Genomic DNA, 15,114 nt, shown 5'->3' on the forward strand with positions numbered 1-15,114 from the left:
TGATGATTCTTCAATAGGCATCACCCCTTTTTATCCATAAAAAAAGACACCTATGTGTCATTTAATCTCTTAATATAGTTCTGATACATCTAACCCTTAACGATTCAGTTGATGAAGCTTCTTCAGGGACATCGAAATAAGAGAGGATATTGATATAGTCACTTCTTGTATTAACTCCTTTAACTAATTTGATGCCGTCTGGATAAATCCAAATCTGATAAGATCCTGCTTCTGGAACCGTTAAAACAGTTTCCTTGGTTGTACTGAATATTAATTTCTCTTGGTTGTAATACTCCCCGGAAGAAACAATAATGTTATTCTTTTCAATTCGAATATCAAATGTATAGAAAGTTGTCTCCTTTTCCCCAATAACGTCAATATAGCTAATCATTTGACCGCTCCCTTTCTATCCCATTGCAATCCACCCGTAATCGAAGACTATTGCACCGCTTGATGTATTTTGCCCTGTGATTTGAAAAGAAGTTGTAGTTACTACTCCAATGGTAGGCGCAGGATACTTATCTGGAGAAACACTGTTGTTTATACTTGCTGTAACTACAGGAAAAGCAGAAAACCCTTCTGGAAAAGTAACAGTCGTTGTTTTTATAGAGTTTCCTGGAATTGTTACTGTCACTTTACCGAACTGAATTTTTTCACCTTTTACTTTTCCATCTACATAAGATTTAGCCTTTGTTTCTGCTTGATTGGCTTTAGTTTGAGCACCCGTAGGCGTTTCATACTTGTTGTCAGATTCTGCTTTAGAATAAGCTCCTACTTGCTCTGCTGTTACACTATGAGGATTATCCTTTTTGTTGGCATGTGTATTTACTTTCGCTTCAGCACCTTCAGTTGTTTCAATTCTCACCCAAGAAGTCCATCTAGCGGGTGTTGTATGCCAATGTCGAAGGTATACACCAACTTGAGTATCATTAAAGGCATGTTCAAAAAACCATTGAGACATGCGGGAATTGTTGATCTTACTCGTCACAACAGTTCCAAACAATGTAGGATAGCCTGTTAAATTTGTAGCATCAAAAACAGTCAAACCTGTCGGATAAGAATCCCCACTTACTGTCCCATCTATTGCAGCAACAGCGGTCACTTGTTGGCTTGTGACTTGGTGAGGATTATCTTTTCGATTTGTATGGTTAGCTAGTTCAGTTGTCGTTGCTGCTAGATTTTGTATTTCTTCAATTGCTTTATATGTCGTATACCATTGCCAGTTAAACCAATCAGCGGGAGGATATTCTCCCGCTCCCCAACCGCGTTCTATAGTGCTGTCTGGTGGTTTTTGACCTGGATTGTTCCATATTGGTAAAGGTGCTGTGAAAGGCACATTATCACTCCTTATCTATTTTTAATACAGAAAAAAAGAGAACTACTATCGAGTCCTCTTTCCTCTACATTTTACTTAAATTTATAAAGTTATAAGCTTAGTAACTTTTTTCCTCAAACAATGGCAAAGATAATTCAAGAATATCAAATATCATTTTTTTAGTTTCATTTACAAATAAACATATGAAATCTTCTACCTTATAGAGATACTCACCATCGTTTCTTTCTTTAACCTCTTCGATTTTCTTGTGTAATCCTTCAATATCACTTGAAGAGAAATTCAATGACGCTCCCATTGGTACAATTATTCCTATATTATCGTCTGTTAAGCTGGGATCACCTGGTCTTTTATCTCCACCTATAACTGCACCACCAATAATACGGTGTATCCATTCCATTCGATATTTGTCTAACATTCCTAAAAACTCCTTATACTTATCAAAAAATTGTTGATAAGAAGGGTTAGCTAGTACAATCCGATTTTGGAATAATTCTTTACTCAATGAAATGTTTGCACCGTTAACTGTTAAGGAGTACTGTTTCTTTAACCAGACTGCAATATTGTCCAATGTTGCCTTTAAAAAAAATACTAATGAAGCTGAATGATATTTGGCTTGAACCTGATTTAAATTATAATCTTCTAAGATTTTAACACCTTTCGGCAGTTGATTAATACTTTGATAGGCATATTCCACACAAGCTAAATAATCAAATATCCCTCTCCACTCAACAAAATAAGGATGCCAATTACCAGGACCCTTTTCAAAACATTTTTCACTAAACAATTGTATTGATTTCACATTACAGTAACCCAACTCTTGCAAATATGGGGGTAACATAAGTCTAATATTATCATCCATATAATCAACCTCTATTTTTATTAATGAGTACGATCATATTCACTTAGCGCTGCATTTAATGCTTCTTGGTTTTCAACCCCTTGTTTCATTTGGTACTCCTGATACATTAATTCATCCTCTGCTTCAATTTGCTCAACACTTTTAGATTCTGTTTTCACATCGGATTTTGTGGTGTCTTTAGCTTCTTCTGAAACAGGTTTTTCTTTATGTTGTTTTTCTTCCGAAGCATTTTCTTTTGGCTGAATGAAATAATGATTAACTGAAAGCACTATTGCACATAGTAAAAAACAAGCTACTACTATTTTCCCGACTGTTTTTAGCATCGTCCCAACACTCCAATTTTTAGTATGTTAGTACCATTTTATACTAAAAGATATACTTTGTGGGAAGTATTTAAAAAATTAAATTCCTATAGGCATTCTCATCTCTACCCAATCAGTGTTTAGCACATGAGTGGAGCCATCAGTTAATCTACGCCACCCATGGAGAACCACTTTACTACCTGCATCTCCAGAGATAGTTGGAGTAGGTTTATATATAATATCTCCCGCCTTATATATTCCAGTAGTGGGTATATTATTATGATAAAAGATTCTTGGAGACCTTTGGATTTGCTTGTCGTTAGCACTAACACCTGTCAATCCAGAAAAAATACTGGTATCCCCATTTGTAATCTTATATTTTTTTAAGGTAATATGATCTGCACCAAGAAAACTAATAGATCTAAACATTTTAGAGGTAGAGGTAGTAGCGTTTAATTCGATGTTGTCAATAGTTACAGTTTGAATTCCTGAAGCATGTAAAGCCTCTAACCTAATGCCGTTTTGAGCCCCTTCTAGATATAAACCATCAACAATTAATTCCTTTCCTCGGTAATCAATGTTTTCTGTTTTGGATGAATCACTTATAATCCTTACATTCTTCATAACAAGTTGGTTATTTTTTTCCATAACTCGCATGTAACCATTCAATTTTACATCTTTCATAACCACTTCTTTTACTGACTCTTGAAAGTTTATACCATAGGTACTGCCAGTTCCTAATAGTTCAGAATTCTCAATAATAACACTATCAACAAATTCACATTTTAAACTATTTGAACCTACAGTTCCTTTAACCGTACACTTTATTACTTTAGCAACAGCTAATGTATTTCCTTCCCCTGAATCAAATAAAATACCATCTGCAGCTGGATCTGTAGTGTTCGTCTCTCCATAAAAATCATCCAATACCACTAAATTAGCATTACCGTTGTGTTTAAACCCTTTAATTCTAAAGTTAAAGGCTTGGCACTTACGTATAGTTAGATAATCTCCTGAGACATTAGCAAAAGCAGCATATCCAGCATTATAACTAACACATGTGTCAAAGACATTGTACTTTCCCATATTTACAAAGGTATGTCCATATCCATTATCTAGCGTGTCTCTTGATATACAACGATGGACAGTACAATAGTTACCTTCTAAACGTAAACCCTCAGCTCTTCCTGTATTACTCGCTGTATTAGCCTTATTTCCGTCAAACCATACCCCTTCAATAGTTGAGTAATCCCCTTTAAGTGATAAAATATAGTCGCTTGATGTTGTTCCATCGGCTAATTTTAAGATCCCAAAGCTTCCAACGATATTAATGGTTTTTGTAAAGGTGAGAGAATTTACTGTGTAAATCTGATTTGGAATAAATAACTTTCCACCATCTACTAAAGAATCATGAGCCCTCATGAATCGACCATTATCATTAGCTTCAGGTGTAATTCTAGGGAAACTTTCAATATTTATACCTACACTCGATAAAACATCAATTTTAAAATCTTTATCATCTAACATTTCCTTTAATGTGTTAAATTCTTCTCCACCTGCATTCACTAGGGCCTGTGATATTTCTAAGTTTGTATTTTCTAAAGCCTCTCTAATCTCTGTGTTATCGATTTTTATAAGAGGGTTGTTTTTATTTCCATATCCCATTTAAGAACCTCCTATACATAGCGGGTTACGATGTAAGTAGCAGCACCACTCACCTGAACTATAGCTTTTGGAGTGCCCCCTATATTCGCTTCAAATGATTCACCGGCAGGAACGTGAATATCAATCCCATTGACGTTAAATACTCCTGCATTCTCTTGGTCCGTATTGTAAATACCGATAGAAGAAAGATTCTTAGAGAATGTTAATTTTCCAGATACTGCATCCTTTTCCGTAAGTTGCTGTTCAACATTACTTCCTGCCATTTGCATTTCTCCTAATACTCTTAGTGCACGTGAACCATCTTTATTAAAATATCCAAATAGCTCTGCTAAAGGAAAATTTGACATATAATCATCTCCTTACATTCATTGTTCATACTTTTTCTACACGATATGAGAGACCGAATAAATAAAAAAAGAACAGCTCGACTCCGCTAGCTGTATCAAAGTCTCGATCTTGATTCAGTTTGTACGTTTCACTAATTACATGTTGATTATCTAATAAAGGAATGACCTCAAACCCTTCTAGACTCAACTTGTTATTCCGTTTATTCTCAATATCCACATTAATATCTTTCGACAAGGTATTCACCTCCCCTCATTAGCCATAACTAAATAGGTAAAACATCTTCTTTTTGGGGAGAATAAACTCCACCAAGTGTTCCCCCATCTGTCCCATCACTTGAGAAGCCATCAGGACCCTGTTCCAGTTGGTTTGGATCTATAGATAAGCGGAACGAACCTTGTAAATTTACAAGCGCTACACGAATGCCTCCCGCTACCGTTTTTTGAGCTAATTGAGCAAACTGTTGAGGGCTCATTCCTACACGGTTCAAGGCTTCAAGGGGGGCCTTTGTAATCATAAGAGCAGCGGGTTCATTATCCCCTGTTTCTTTTAAAGTCTTTATTTCAATTTCAGAAGGTTCACAATCGAGAGTGAGAGACAAAACCTCAATCACCTTATTCAGGGTCCCATCTGCTAGATTAAGAGCGGATTTTCCTCGAATAAGAACACGATAAATTTCATCTGACGTTTGTCCCCTTGGTTGATTTAAATTCTCCCCCATTAAATCAAGGGTTGTACCTTCCGCTTTATACAAGTCTCTCCACTCTTCAGTTTTGATAAGAGCGCTCTTAATTTGGTTAATCTCCTCGTCTACAAGAGTAAAGATCTTTCCTATATTTGAGTCTTTGCTTTTCTTAAAGATATCCGTCAGCTTGCTTAACCAATCTTGAATCATGCGAGAATCACCTCAACAGACGCAACATCCGTTTGCGATACTTCGCGTGATCCAATAGGCACGTTAGAAGTACCAAGTGTTCCTCCTTGAACTCCAATAAGAAGGGTCGCATCTTCAATTCCTGTTACCTTATAAATTTGGCTAAATAGCTTAGAATAGATAATATCTTGTCCCATCTTGTTTCCTATCCACGTTGTGCCGTTACTATCTACTCCACCGATAGATTGAATGAGGTTGTCCTTAATCTGTACCTCTCCATCTACAGGGAAAGTAGCATCTGTTTGAAGGGTTAATTGAATCTGTATTTTCTTTTCAACTGCATAATCAAAGCGGACTTCATGACTCACTCCACTTAAATCCTCTACCATCACAACCTCTTGCCCTACGGTTTCTATTCCGGCCGCTACGGAGTTAAATAAAGAAGTTGCAATGGCCTCTTTCGTTCCTCCTAATACATAAGCATGGACAGATTTCGGTGGATTACCTTCTGCATCTGCTTCTAATTTGTTATTAATCACGATGTTAGAAGCCTGAACCCCACTTGTTTGAGTAAGAGCGGAAGAGATAGCGGAAATGGTAGCTTTTCCTCCACCAGCAGCAGAGCTAATAATACGAGCTCTAAATTCAGCGTCCGTTTCAAGAGAGCGCCCACCTGTTGCCGCTTCTGGATTATTCACGCTAATAATCTCTTCTAGCGGTTCGGCAAGTACGGTAATGGTATTAGCCCCTACGTTGGTATGAAGACCTTTCTCGACCGATACAGCGTTTCCTGAGCCGTTTCCCTGACTGTCTAACGTTACATTTTCGATTAGATAAAAGTACACATCGTTTTCTGTAGAGAATTGAGTCTGCTCAGGTATCGTAAACCCCGCATTCCCTGTAAAAACAAGAGAGACATAGGATTCAGCAGCGGGCTCTCGTGATAATCCTTGGATAGTGGAGAGTCTATCTAGTTGAACGCCCTCCGATTTACTTACAAATCCTGAATTATAGACCTTCTCAGCTAATTCCCACCCTAGAGAAAGGAACCAAGCAAAAAGCGTAATAATGATGCCTAGAGGACTCCTAACGGATACATTGATGTTTTCACCAAACAACCCTCTAGCTCTGTTCTGCATATCTTCTAATAAATCCTGATAGGTTTTACGGTGAAACCCATTCTTATCAAGCACCGATTACCACTTCCTCTAACTCCAATTCGGCTCCATCCTCTTTTTCAAGCGTCATCTTGACCTCTCGGATACGAGTCTTAGGATTATCTGAAAAAGAAATATCTGTAACGAAGCGGATTCTTTCTTCTTTAGAAACAGCTTCTATGATGTCATCTCGTGTTGCCGCTTGGTCCGCTACCTTACCTAAGATGTTATCGAATGACATACCGTGTTCTTCATTTAAAAAGAACTCGCCTTTCCGTGTCTGGAGTACAGATGTAACGGATTGAGCAAGTTCTTCATCTTCATCAACCATAATTAAATTGTTATCTTCAATGACTAAATCGCCATCTCTTAACTTAGGAGCAAGCATTCTACACCTCCTATACTTGATAAACCCCTACGATAACAGCATCGTTCATACTGTGAATACGAGTGAAGCCTGGATCAAAGGTTTGATTGTTTCGTAGATTGTCTAAAGCACGATCAGTAAAGTTTACATGTACAACATCACCCACGTTTACTGTACCTACATGTTTTAAAATGTGAGCTCCTAGAACCAGAGCATGTTCCACTAACGAACCATCTTTTTTCTTAACTTTAAATAGCGGTTTAATATCCGCTTTATAACCATATACTTTGGCTACTCTAGCAGGAGCGGACACGTAAATCTGCAAACCTACGGATCTTGTAAGCTCCGAAAAGAACTTATCATCATAAGCCATTAAATCACCTGCACTTCTGTACGAAACTCAGAACCGGTTGCAACATGCTTTCCTTTTTTAGCACGATACTTCCCATTAGCCGTTCTACTCTTTAATTCAATGATAGAAGCAGTTGTTATACGATGTTGCAGCAAAGATTTTACGTTAAATCCTTTTGCATCCTCTTCTTCAAAAGGTTCAGGGGATTCCGTTAAACCTGTACTGGATTCAAGTACAAATCGCTCATCATCACCTTCTTTAATAGAGCGGATAATCATCTTCCCTCGCCTCCAGTACATAGAAGCGCCACAATCTTTTACGACTTCTGTTAGATTGTTTAAAATTTGTCCTGTTGCCGTGTATCCATTGGAATAGGTCTTATCTGTAGGTAACTTCATCTCAGCAATTTGGAAGCCTAGATCCTTTACTAATGTACGGATAATAACAGAGGCTTTTGTTCCTGCTTTAAAAGCAATTCGTAATTCTGAACCTACATTAGTTGAGGTTTCAGCGGTCACCTCTACCTCTGAATAGTCTTTCCCCTCTAATAAGTAAATGTTTGTCACCTTATCTACTCCATCTTGCTCCGTTAAAGTACGATCAATGGTTCCCTCGGTAATCACTCCATAATCAGAACGATAACCCGCTTGGAGTGTAAGATTAGCTCCTTTTTTAATACGGGAAATGGAGTTAGTTGATAAGTTATAAATCATAATCTTGGTTTCATTTGGCTTCTCATCATCATCAAAGGGAGATTCAAATTCAATATGAAACTTATCATTCGTGAAATCCGCTTTGTAATCTCCTTCGATATGCACTTTAATAACGCGGCCAAATAATTCATTTGTCACTACGTATCACTCTCCAAGCTTGGTTCCTCTTGTGTTGGTGCTACATCGTCAACAAAAAGGAAGGTAGTCACCATGAAGTTATCAAATGTTATCCGCTCCGTATTCCCTGACTCATCCATAGGAATAAGAGTGGGAGCAGGGAGGTTATCAGAGACTAAATCTGACCATAAAGGAACGCCTAGCACCAGCTTTTCCCCAATAACGAGCGGGTTTTGTTTGTAATCATATAAATCTACTGTGAAAAAATCATAGGTCTTGTTGTAGTTAAATTGAAAGACAAACGTATCTCCCGCTAGATTCATTTCAAATCGTTCAGGTAAACGATTTTTTTCAATTAGTACGTAATCTCTCATTATTTCACCCTCAATTTCACACCAATGGGAATTCTACGATCAGGATACTTATTCCATGCTCTTAATTGCGAGATAGAAGTACCATACTTTTTCCAACATCCCCAATACGTATCGCCTTTCTTAACCAAATGATAAACGGCTTTAGGTTTTGTAGAAGGATTCACGGGTTTTTTCTGTCCGCTATTTTGCACCTTAACCCAAGGAGTAGAAGCAATCCGGATGGTTCTTAGTTTAATTGAAATGGAACTACCATTTACAATAGTGGCATCTTGGTCACCGTCAAGACTCAAAATAATGACGTTCTTCGCAATATTTCGCCCAACATAGGTCATTAAGGTCCCTTTTTTCATTTCTTGCTTTAAGTATTCTTTATCCGCTTTATAGTTAGAACCAATAATATAACCGGACAAGGAAAACTCGTCCGGCTTTTCTTCTACATGATCACTGAGAGGGACTCCTTGCTCCACTGGATAAGATGTTGCATCCACAGAGCTAGAATCACTTTCTTTCTCAATAAAGAGATTAATCTTACCTAGCTTTGCCATTAATATTCCTCCCCTGACTTAAAGAGAGCTAGTAGCTTTTGATATTGCTCGTCCAATGCTTTTTGAACTTGTTCTTTGACCTGTTGGTTTGTATCGTCACTTGCACCTGATACATTGACATTCACTGTTGGGCTGTAATTAATATTGACTTCTTTACCACCAGACGAAGAAACAGAACTGTTTGACGGATTGTAAGTATCTTCTGAAGAGCTTGATGTACTATCTGACGGATTATATCGACCAGAAATCATATCCATACTATCTGGATGACTAAATATCTCAGTTCCTCTATTTAGTCTCATAAGTTCTGGACCTTGTTCACCAACCCAAGCCCATTGCGAATGAGATAAAGGACCATTCGTACCTTTTGCGTATCCTTTATACGGACCACCACGAGCCATACTCTTAATTCCTGGTGTATTAAATACCGTGCCATATCTTGCTTTAATGTAGTTGATTGCGGCAGCAGCGTTATGAACTGGATTAAAAATATCGTTCATGCCTTTTTGCTTATAAGCATTAAATGTTGGTGGGATTGTCTGCATAAGACCGCGTGATGCTATGCCGCGTTTTGCGTTAATATCCCAACCATTATAAGCTCTAGGGTTACCATTACTTTCTTTCATTGCAATCGTTTCCAAAGCGCTTGCCCATGTGCGAGGAACACCTGTAGCAGTAATGGCTTGTTGAATCCAAGCCTTAACATTTCCACCCGCTCCGCTTGCTCCGCCAAACGCACCACCGAAACCATCCGGATTCATCGCTTTATTCCCTTGGCGGATTTCAAAATGCAGATGGTTACCTCTCGAGTCGCCTGTGTTCCCTACAGTACCGATAATTTGCCCTTTTTGAACCATATCACCGGTTTCAACAAGGTTTCGAGTGTTATGACCATAAAGATAAGAAAGACCACTTTTAGAGCCAACATGGACTACATTTCCGTAGCCACCATCGATTTATTAACTTTAGTTCGCTAGACTAAAGCCAGCCTCTTGTGCTGCTGTATGTCGCCATACAGTCTAGACTATATCTTGCGGCTTTTAACCGCCCTCCCGTTTCGAACGCCAATCGCTTGCGTTCTACTCTACTCACTCGGCAACTGCCGGCTTTCGATAGTCGTTACACCTTCGTTAGACAAGATTTTTGCTTTTTGTTTTCTCGATCTTCTTTCAAACATATTTATTGCTTTTAGTTGTTCTCTTAGATGAGGTAAAACATGTTTTTGTTTTCTGTTGTTTTTAATAGCAGACACAAGTGTTTTTGTTACATTGTATTCTTCTGCTATTTCTTGAATGCTAGCGTCAGTGTTAAGCAATCGGAGAATAATTTTTTCCGTGTCTGAATCACTAAGTTTTTTGCCATGAGCATTTTCACGCATCTTCGCCTTCGACTCTTCTGTGTGATTTATCCCAAATCGTGGATGTGCCTCTCCTTTAAAACTCTTTCCGTAAAAGAAGTTCTTTTCTCCTGCAAACAAACCTTTTCTTTGCTCACTCCATCTTTTCTTTGTTTCTTCAGAGTGTGTTTTTCCGTAAAAGGGGTTCTCCACTCCTGCCATACTGATGCCAAAAAAGTGATTTTCTGAGCCAGCGTATTTGCCTTTTCTTGATTTACTCATTTTAATTCTTGTTTCTTCTGTATGTTTCGCACCATAGAAAGGATTCTCTGGACCTCTCAAAGCATTCCCACCCGCTGAGAGATTATATCCTTTTTCTTTATTGCAAGAATCAAGGTGCTCAATCCAATAACGCTCCCTTTGATCTAAGATTTCGATAGAGCAAGTTTCTAAAATTTCAATTGAGAAATTATCTGCTCCATAAACGTTAAACGAATTTTGAAGGTATTGATTGGTATGTTCTCCTCTGGCTAGTTCTCCCATGTGTTCCCGTCTTCTTCTGTTAAGGTCATTCGTTTGTCCTATATATATTTTTCGGTTTACTTTGTTGATTATTTTATAAATATATCCGTGCACTATTTTCACCCCCTTTTTATTATATTATATAGATATCTTGTCTAACGCTTGGCTCGGGATTGTCTCTGTGAGATTTTCCCCGAATTAGAGAGATTTTATATTTTTTAATGTGGTTTGATTATCAAAAGATAATGTGGGCTATGGTAATTAACCCACTTCCACGCTTCCCAAATCCTGCATAAATAACAGGACCTGCGCTTTGAGAAGGAATTGGTGTACCAGCCGGAGCGGCTAGATCAATGCCTTTATGCATTTTGCCGTTACGCATACCAAAGTTACTTGTTTTACGGAATATACTAGGGAAAGAATATCCACCCCCGGCCGCTCCTCCAAAAGCATCAAATTGTTGCTTTACGTAAGTAGCCATCTTTCCTCTGATGTACTTAACAGATCCGGGACCAATATCTTTCCAAGCGCCACCGATATTAGGGAACGTTACACCTAGTTCATTAAACACTTTGCTCATTAGCTCGCCTGGATTAGAAGCATACTCCCAAACATCGATTGCTAAATCTTTGATTGCTCCTGCAGCATTCTTGGTACCTTCCCAAGCATCACTAGCTACGTTTTTTGTTCCTTGCCAAGCGGCATTCGCTGTATTTTTGGTACCCTGCCAAGCGGCATTCGCTGTGTTCTGCACTCCATTCATGAAGTTATTGATTGTGGTATTCCCTTTAGCATAAGCTGGCATTCCACTATTCATAAGAGCTTGTGTCTGTTTATGAGAAAGAATTTGAGTACCCCGTGGGAGGTTCATCAATGTATCAGTTCCAGGTGACATTCCAACTTGTCCCGCTGGTGTACGATACAATTCAGGTCCACCACCATCACCTAAGATAGCTGGACCACCAGGGTGAAAGTTTGTTCCTTTTGCATACTTAGGAACAGGCCATTCTTTGATTACTGTATCCACTCCAATTTTCCCAAGCACCCAGTTTAGACCTTTGATAGCACCATTAACAATCTTTCCAAAACCGCTAAAAATTTTGTTTCCGAGTGCTGATAAACCTTCTCCTACACCACCAGCCATTGCTTTGATACCGGCACCCATTTTTCCAGGTAAATCTTTTGCGGCACCAACAATTTTCTCAAAAACGTCAGATACATCTTTTTTAATCATTCCTAGCAGAGAAGACATTTCAGAACGTACTGTAGTCCAAGCGGTTTTAATTGCTGTACCGATTCGACCTAGAATTCCCGATATGCTACCATGCATAGCGGTCCAGATTCCAGTTACCGCATTCTTAAAACCTGACATCAAGGTTTCTCCTACTAATTTCATAGCGGTAAACCCTGATTGCACCGTATTTCGGACTGCGTTTACACTTCCAAAGAAGAGATTCTTTAAGAAAGTCCACATTCCAACTAATACATCACGGAATCCAACAACAAAGATTCTTCCAGCACTTAAGATTTTCCCAAACAAGAGTAAGTTTACATAGTTCCAAGCAACCTGGATGGCTCCGAAAAAGATTTGTTTAATCCCTTCCCACATTTTCGAGAAGTCACCAGTAAAAAGACCAGCGAAAACTTTCACTAGCCCCATAATGATATTTAGAGCTCCATTTATGATGCCTTTTATGTTGTTCCAAACGGATTGGATTAACATAACCACCAACGGCCAAATGAACTGCATCACTGACCAAATACCACGAACGGCTCCACCTATGATTGTACTAATGAAACCCCAGATATTTTGTGCCGCCTGAAGAATTTGCTGACCGTTTTGGTCCCAAAAGGTTTGGAGTTGTTGCATTTTTTGTTGTACAAAAGTTTGCACAGCAGAAATGGCTTGCATAATATAAGGTTTCAAGAATCCCCATACTGCTAGCGCAGCATTTTTAATCGCTTGCCACCCTGAAATTACTATATTTCTAAATGTTTCAGAGCGTGTCCAAGCTAAATAAAGCGCTGCTCCTAAAGCTATAAGACCTCCTGCAACTAACATAGCTGTACCTGCTACAGAAGCTAACCCAACAACAAATGGACCAATAATCATCCAAAGAGCAGAAAAAGCAGCAGACATTCCGCCGAGTAAGCCAATTCCTACAGCTAGAGGTGATAAAAGAACAATGAAAGTAGTTGTCAAATATATAAACATACCCGCAATCTTAGTGATCCACGGACTGATTTCATTTAATTTCTGAACGAATCGACCAACCATTGTTCCTGCTCTAACCACGTAGGAAGCAATTTGACCCCAAAAATCCACGAAAGGAGCAAGAGCTACTGCCCAGGTGTTCTTAAATTCTTCCCAAGCAATCCCTAAAGGTTTTAAGCTGTCTTGAAGTGACTTAATTTGCTTATCTGTATCTTGTTTAAGTTGGGATAGCTCATCTGTTGCTTGAGTTCTAGCCAATTGCATCTTTTCACGCCACATACCTACGTACTTATCAAGTTCTGGACGACTCATTTGGTCAATCCTCTTAATTTCAGTAGCAGCGGCAGGACCAGCTTTTTGCAACTCCTGAATTAGCCCTTGATCGACACCCTTTTGAGTCAGACTTTGAAGGCTAGAACGGAATGTCTTCATAGCATCTAGTTGACTTTGCAAAGCATTCATGACATCTGTTTTTGAAACCTTTGGAACAGATACTTGTTCAAAGATATTTACAAAATGAGCAATTTCATCAACTCGTTTTTGCCACTCTTTTGTATAAGCCTCTGTTAGTTCTGCTTGTTGGGCTCGTACCTCAGCGGGGTCAGGTCCAAGCGCGGCATTTGCTAGAATGGCAGTGAATCCAATCCACGCTGTACCCATGACCATTAAGAGCATTTGCTGGCGCATAATACCTTGATTAATCATGTTCGTCATATCCATGAGCTCTTTCATACTCGCGTTCGGTCCCAATGTTTGTAAAGCCAATTGAGCGGCATTACCATTACGAGCCATACGCTCAAGGTTACTTGTAACAGATAGTAAAGGTCGATTGACGTTATAAAAAGTGTTTCCCATACGCTCATAGTTAGCAGAAATCTTCTCGCTTTGACCGCTCATTGCACTCATGGTAGCAACTTGTTCAATCATGCTTTGTCTCATAGCAACATTGCTATTAATCATCTGGTCGTTGATTTTCTTATGCTCTTTTCCTAAGCGACGAACTTCACTCATAAAGTCATTCGTAGAACCAGCGTAATTTCCCATCTGACGACCTAGCTTCATCATTTCGCTTCTATTTTCCATGAGCTGCTGACGGTATCCAGCCATCGCATTATGGTTTTGAATCAAATCACGACGCATTTGTACACTCATACTTCGCCAGTCACTAGCCATTTGAGTAGCAGTAGTACCAGAAGTACGGGCAAGTTGACGAATAATATCATTCTGACGATTGAGTTCATTATTGAAAGCTGTGGCTTGTCTGATTACACCACGGTTCATATTAGCCATATTTCGCGATGCTTGCTGGACACTGCTGTCTGCGCCTCTTACTGTACTATTCAGTTGGGCAAACCGTCGATTCAAATCTGCAAGCGGTGAAGAATCAGCATTAATACCAACATTAATACTCAAATCCCTTAGAGCCATATGTCTTCCTCCTTTCCTAGTTTTTTATAGATCTATTTTTTCTTTTTCATAGCAGCTTCTTCTCGTTCTGCTTTAATTTCAAGAGCCATATTCACTTTCAATAGTTGGGTTTTGGACATCTGTAAAGCTTCTGTAAAAGTGATGGCTTTGTTTATAATAGGTTGCCAAAACCACCACTCGTCTTCTACTTCTTTACGTAAAGAGGTTTTATCCTTACCCTTACTTTCCGTCTCCAAGAAAGGTAGACGCTTCTTTAAATAGCTCGTTAAATCCATCTGTAGGCTCAATGCCCTTCTCTTCATTACCATCAAAGTAATCCCAATCTACTTTAGGATTAACAATGACATGCTTAAACAGTTCCTCTGCCATTTTTTCAGTAGAAATAGTACCTTTTTCATTTACGCAACGATCTTGAATTCTTGTTTGTTCTCTGTGACCTGGAAATTGTAATGTGTATTCAATACCTTCTACTTCTACGATTTTTTGAGTTCCGATTTTAGCCATTTTAAAATTCTCTCCTTTGATATATAAATTTAAAGAGGCAACCCAGTTGGACTGCCTCTCTTCATTAGTTTTTATTTTGTTCTTCCGTTTTTTCTTAGCCATT

Annotated in this window: 19 protein-coding genes; all 19 read right to left on the bottom strand. The window is 38.7% G+C overall.

Annotation, left to right across the window (positions count from 1 at the left end; translation table 11 throughout):
- Nucleotides 1-61: 61 nt before the first annotated feature.
- Entirely contained in the window at nucleotides 62-391 is a 330-nt protein-coding gene (locus B9N79_RS10940; RefSeq protein WP_085118269.1) for a hypothetical protein, read from the bottom strand.
- 15 nt (nucleotides 392-406) lie between these two features.
- Nucleotides 407-1,336, bottom strand: a complete 930-nt coding sequence (locus B9N79_RS10945; protein WP_085118272.1) for a hypothetical protein — start codon at nucleotides 1,334-1,336, stop codon at nucleotides 407-409.
- Nucleotides 1,337-1,433: 97 nt separating this feature from the next.
- Nucleotides 1,434-2,195 (bottom strand): hypothetical protein, encoded by a 762-nt coding sequence (locus B9N79_RS10950; RefSeq protein WP_085118274.1) that lies wholly within the window; start codon nucleotides 2,193-2,195, stop codon nucleotides 1,434-1,436.
- Nucleotides 2,196-2,215: 20 nt separating this feature from the next.
- On the bottom strand, nucleotides 2,216-2,518 hold the full coding sequence (locus tag B9N79_RS10955) for a hypothetical protein (RefSeq protein ID WP_085118277.1): 303 nt from the start codon (nucleotides 2,516-2,518) through the stop codon (nucleotides 2,216-2,218).
- A 78-nt stretch (nucleotides 2,519-2,596) separates the two neighbouring features.
- Nucleotides 2,597-4,162: a hypothetical protein gene (locus tag B9N79_RS10960; protein WP_085118279.1), complete on the bottom strand. Its 1,566-nt coding sequence runs from the start codon at nucleotides 4,160-4,162 to the stop codon at nucleotides 2,597-2,599.
- A gap of 11 nt (nucleotides 4,163-4,173) precedes the next feature.
- On the bottom strand, nucleotides 4,174-4,509 hold the full coding sequence (locus B9N79_RS10965) for a hypothetical protein (protein WP_085118281.1): 336 nt from the start codon (nucleotides 4,507-4,509) through the stop codon (nucleotides 4,174-4,176).
- A 25-nt stretch (nucleotides 4,510-4,534) separates the two neighbouring features.
- Entirely contained in the window at nucleotides 4,535-4,744 is a 210-nt protein-coding gene (locus B9N79_RS10970; RefSeq protein WP_085118283.1) for a hypothetical protein, read from the bottom strand.
- 28 nt (nucleotides 4,745-4,772) lie between these two features.
- A complete protein-coding gene (locus B9N79_RS10975) occupies nucleotides 4,773-5,402 on the bottom strand; it encodes a hypothetical protein (protein ID WP_085118286.1) in 630 nt (209 codons plus the stop codon).
- Nucleotides 5,399-6,574 (bottom strand): baseplate J/gp47 family protein, encoded by a 1,176-nt coding sequence (locus tag B9N79_RS10980; RefSeq protein WP_085118288.1) that lies wholly within the window; start codon nucleotides 6,572-6,574, stop codon nucleotides 5,399-5,401. Before B9N79_RS10980 ends, B9N79_RS10975 begins: the two co-directional genes overlap by 4 nt.
- Nucleotides 6,567-6,926, bottom strand: coding sequence for a contractile injection system sheath initiator (locus B9N79_RS10985; RefSeq protein WP_085118290.1), 360 nt, complete (start codon nucleotides 6,924-6,926; stop codon nucleotides 6,567-6,569). Before B9N79_RS10985 ends, B9N79_RS10980 begins: the two co-directional genes overlap by 8 nt.
- A 10-nt stretch (nucleotides 6,927-6,936) precedes the next feature.
- On the bottom strand, nucleotides 6,937-7,278 hold the full coding sequence (locus B9N79_RS10990) for a hypothetical protein (protein WP_046217274.1): 342 nt from the start codon (nucleotides 7,276-7,278) through the stop codon (nucleotides 6,937-6,939).
- On the bottom strand, nucleotides 7,278-8,108 hold the full coding sequence (locus B9N79_RS10995) for a phage protein (protein WP_046217273.1): 831 nt from the start codon (nucleotides 8,106-8,108) through the stop codon (nucleotides 7,278-7,280). The genes B9N79_RS10990 and B9N79_RS10995 overlap by 1 nt, the downstream gene beginning before the upstream one ends.
- The gene (locus tag B9N79_RS11000; RefSeq protein WP_085118293.1) at nucleotides 8,108-8,461 is read right to left on the bottom strand and encodes a phage baseplate plug family protein; all 354 of its coding nucleotides are present in this window, start codon (nucleotides 8,459-8,461) and stop codon (nucleotides 8,108-8,110) included. The genes B9N79_RS10995 and B9N79_RS11000 overlap by 1 nt, the downstream gene beginning before the upstream one ends.
- Nucleotides 8,461-9,006, bottom strand: a complete 546-nt coding sequence (locus tag B9N79_RS11005) for a LysM peptidoglycan-binding domain-containing protein (protein WP_085118295.1) — start codon at nucleotides 9,004-9,006, stop codon at nucleotides 8,461-8,463. The genes B9N79_RS11000 and B9N79_RS11005 overlap by 1 nt, the downstream gene beginning before the upstream one ends.
- Nucleotides 9,006-9,962: a transglycosylase SLT domain-containing protein gene (locus B9N79_RS26950; protein ID WP_376752407.1), complete on the bottom strand. Its 957-nt coding sequence runs from the start codon at nucleotides 9,960-9,962 to the stop codon at nucleotides 9,006-9,008. The genes B9N79_RS11005 and B9N79_RS26950 overlap by 1 nt, the downstream gene beginning before the upstream one ends.
- A 128-nt stretch (nucleotides 9,963-10,090) precedes the next feature.
- Entirely contained in the window at nucleotides 10,091-10,978 is an 888-nt protein-coding gene (locus B9N79_RS11015) for an NUMOD3 domain-containing DNA-binding protein (RefSeq protein WP_167555113.1), read from the bottom strand.
- 121 nt (nucleotides 10,979-11,099) lie between these two features.
- Entirely contained in the window at nucleotides 11,100-14,507 is a 3,408-nt protein-coding gene (locus B9N79_RS11020) for a hypothetical protein (RefSeq protein WP_085118302.1), read from the bottom strand.
- A 32-nt stretch (nucleotides 14,508-14,539) separates the two neighbouring features.
- Complete coding sequence (locus B9N79_RS11025; RefSeq protein ID WP_085118305.1) at nucleotides 14,540-14,743, bottom strand: hypothetical protein; 204 nt, start codon at nucleotides 14,741-14,743, stop codon at nucleotides 14,540-14,542.
- Nucleotides 14,727-15,113 carry a hypothetical protein gene (locus B9N79_RS11030; protein WP_240516686.1) on the bottom strand — a complete coding sequence of 129 codons (387 nt, stop codon included), beginning with the start codon at nucleotides 15,111-15,113 and terminating at the stop codon, nucleotides 14,727-14,729. The genes B9N79_RS11025 and B9N79_RS11030 overlap by 17 nt, the downstream gene beginning before the upstream one ends.
- Nucleotide 15,114 lies beyond the last annotated feature (1 nt).

Origin of the sequence: Priestia filamentosa, assembly GCF_900177535.1 — a bacterium.
GTDB classification, from domain to species: domain Bacteria; phylum Bacillota; class Bacilli; order Bacillales; family Bacillaceae_H; genus Bacillus_I; species Bacillus_I filamentosa.

Coding starts and splice junctions, on each gene's coding strand:
- B9N79_RS10940 (WP_085118269.1), bottom strand. CDS start 391: ATGATTAGCTATATTGACGTTATTGGGGAAAAGGAGACAACTTTCTAT.
- B9N79_RS10950 (WP_085118274.1), bottom strand. CDS start 2,195: ATGGATGATAATATTAGACTTATGTTACCCCCATATTTGCAAGAGTTG.
- B9N79_RS10955 (WP_085118277.1), bottom strand. CDS start 2,518: ATGCTAAAAACAGTCGGGAAAATAGTAGTAGCTTGTTTTTTACTATGT.
- B9N79_RS10960 (WP_085118279.1), bottom strand. CDS start 4,162: ATGGGATATGGAAATAAAAACAACCCTCTTATAAAAATCGATAACACA.
- B9N79_RS10965 (WP_085118281.1), bottom strand. CDS start 4,509: ATGTCAAATTTTCCTTTAGCAGAGCTATTTGGATATTTTAATAAAGAT.
- B9N79_RS10975 (WP_085118286.1), bottom strand. CDS start 5,402: ATGATTCAAGATTGGTTAAGCAAGCTGACGGATATCTTTAAGAAAAGC.
- B9N79_RS10985 (WP_085118290.1), bottom strand. CDS start 6,926: ATGCTTGCTCCTAAGTTAAGAGATGGCGATTTAGTCATTGAAGATAAC.
- B9N79_RS10990 (WP_046217274.1), bottom strand. CDS start 7,278: ATGGCTTATGATGATAAGTTCTTTTCGGAGCTTACAAGATCCGTAGGT.
- B9N79_RS11000 (WP_085118293.1), bottom strand. CDS start 8,461: ATGAGAGATTACGTACTAATTGAAAAAAATCGTTTACCTGAACGATTT.
- B9N79_RS11005 (WP_085118295.1), bottom strand. CDS start 9,006: ATGGCAAAGCTAGGTAAGATTAATCTCTTTATTGAGAAAGAAAGTGAT.
- B9N79_RS11020 (WP_085118302.1), bottom strand. CDS start 14,507: ATGGCTCTAAGGGATTTGAGTATTAATGTTGGTATTAATGCTGATTCT.
- B9N79_RS11030 (WP_240516686.1), bottom strand. CDS start 15,113: ATGGCTAAGAAAAAACGGAAGAACAAAATAAAAACTAATGAAGAGAGG.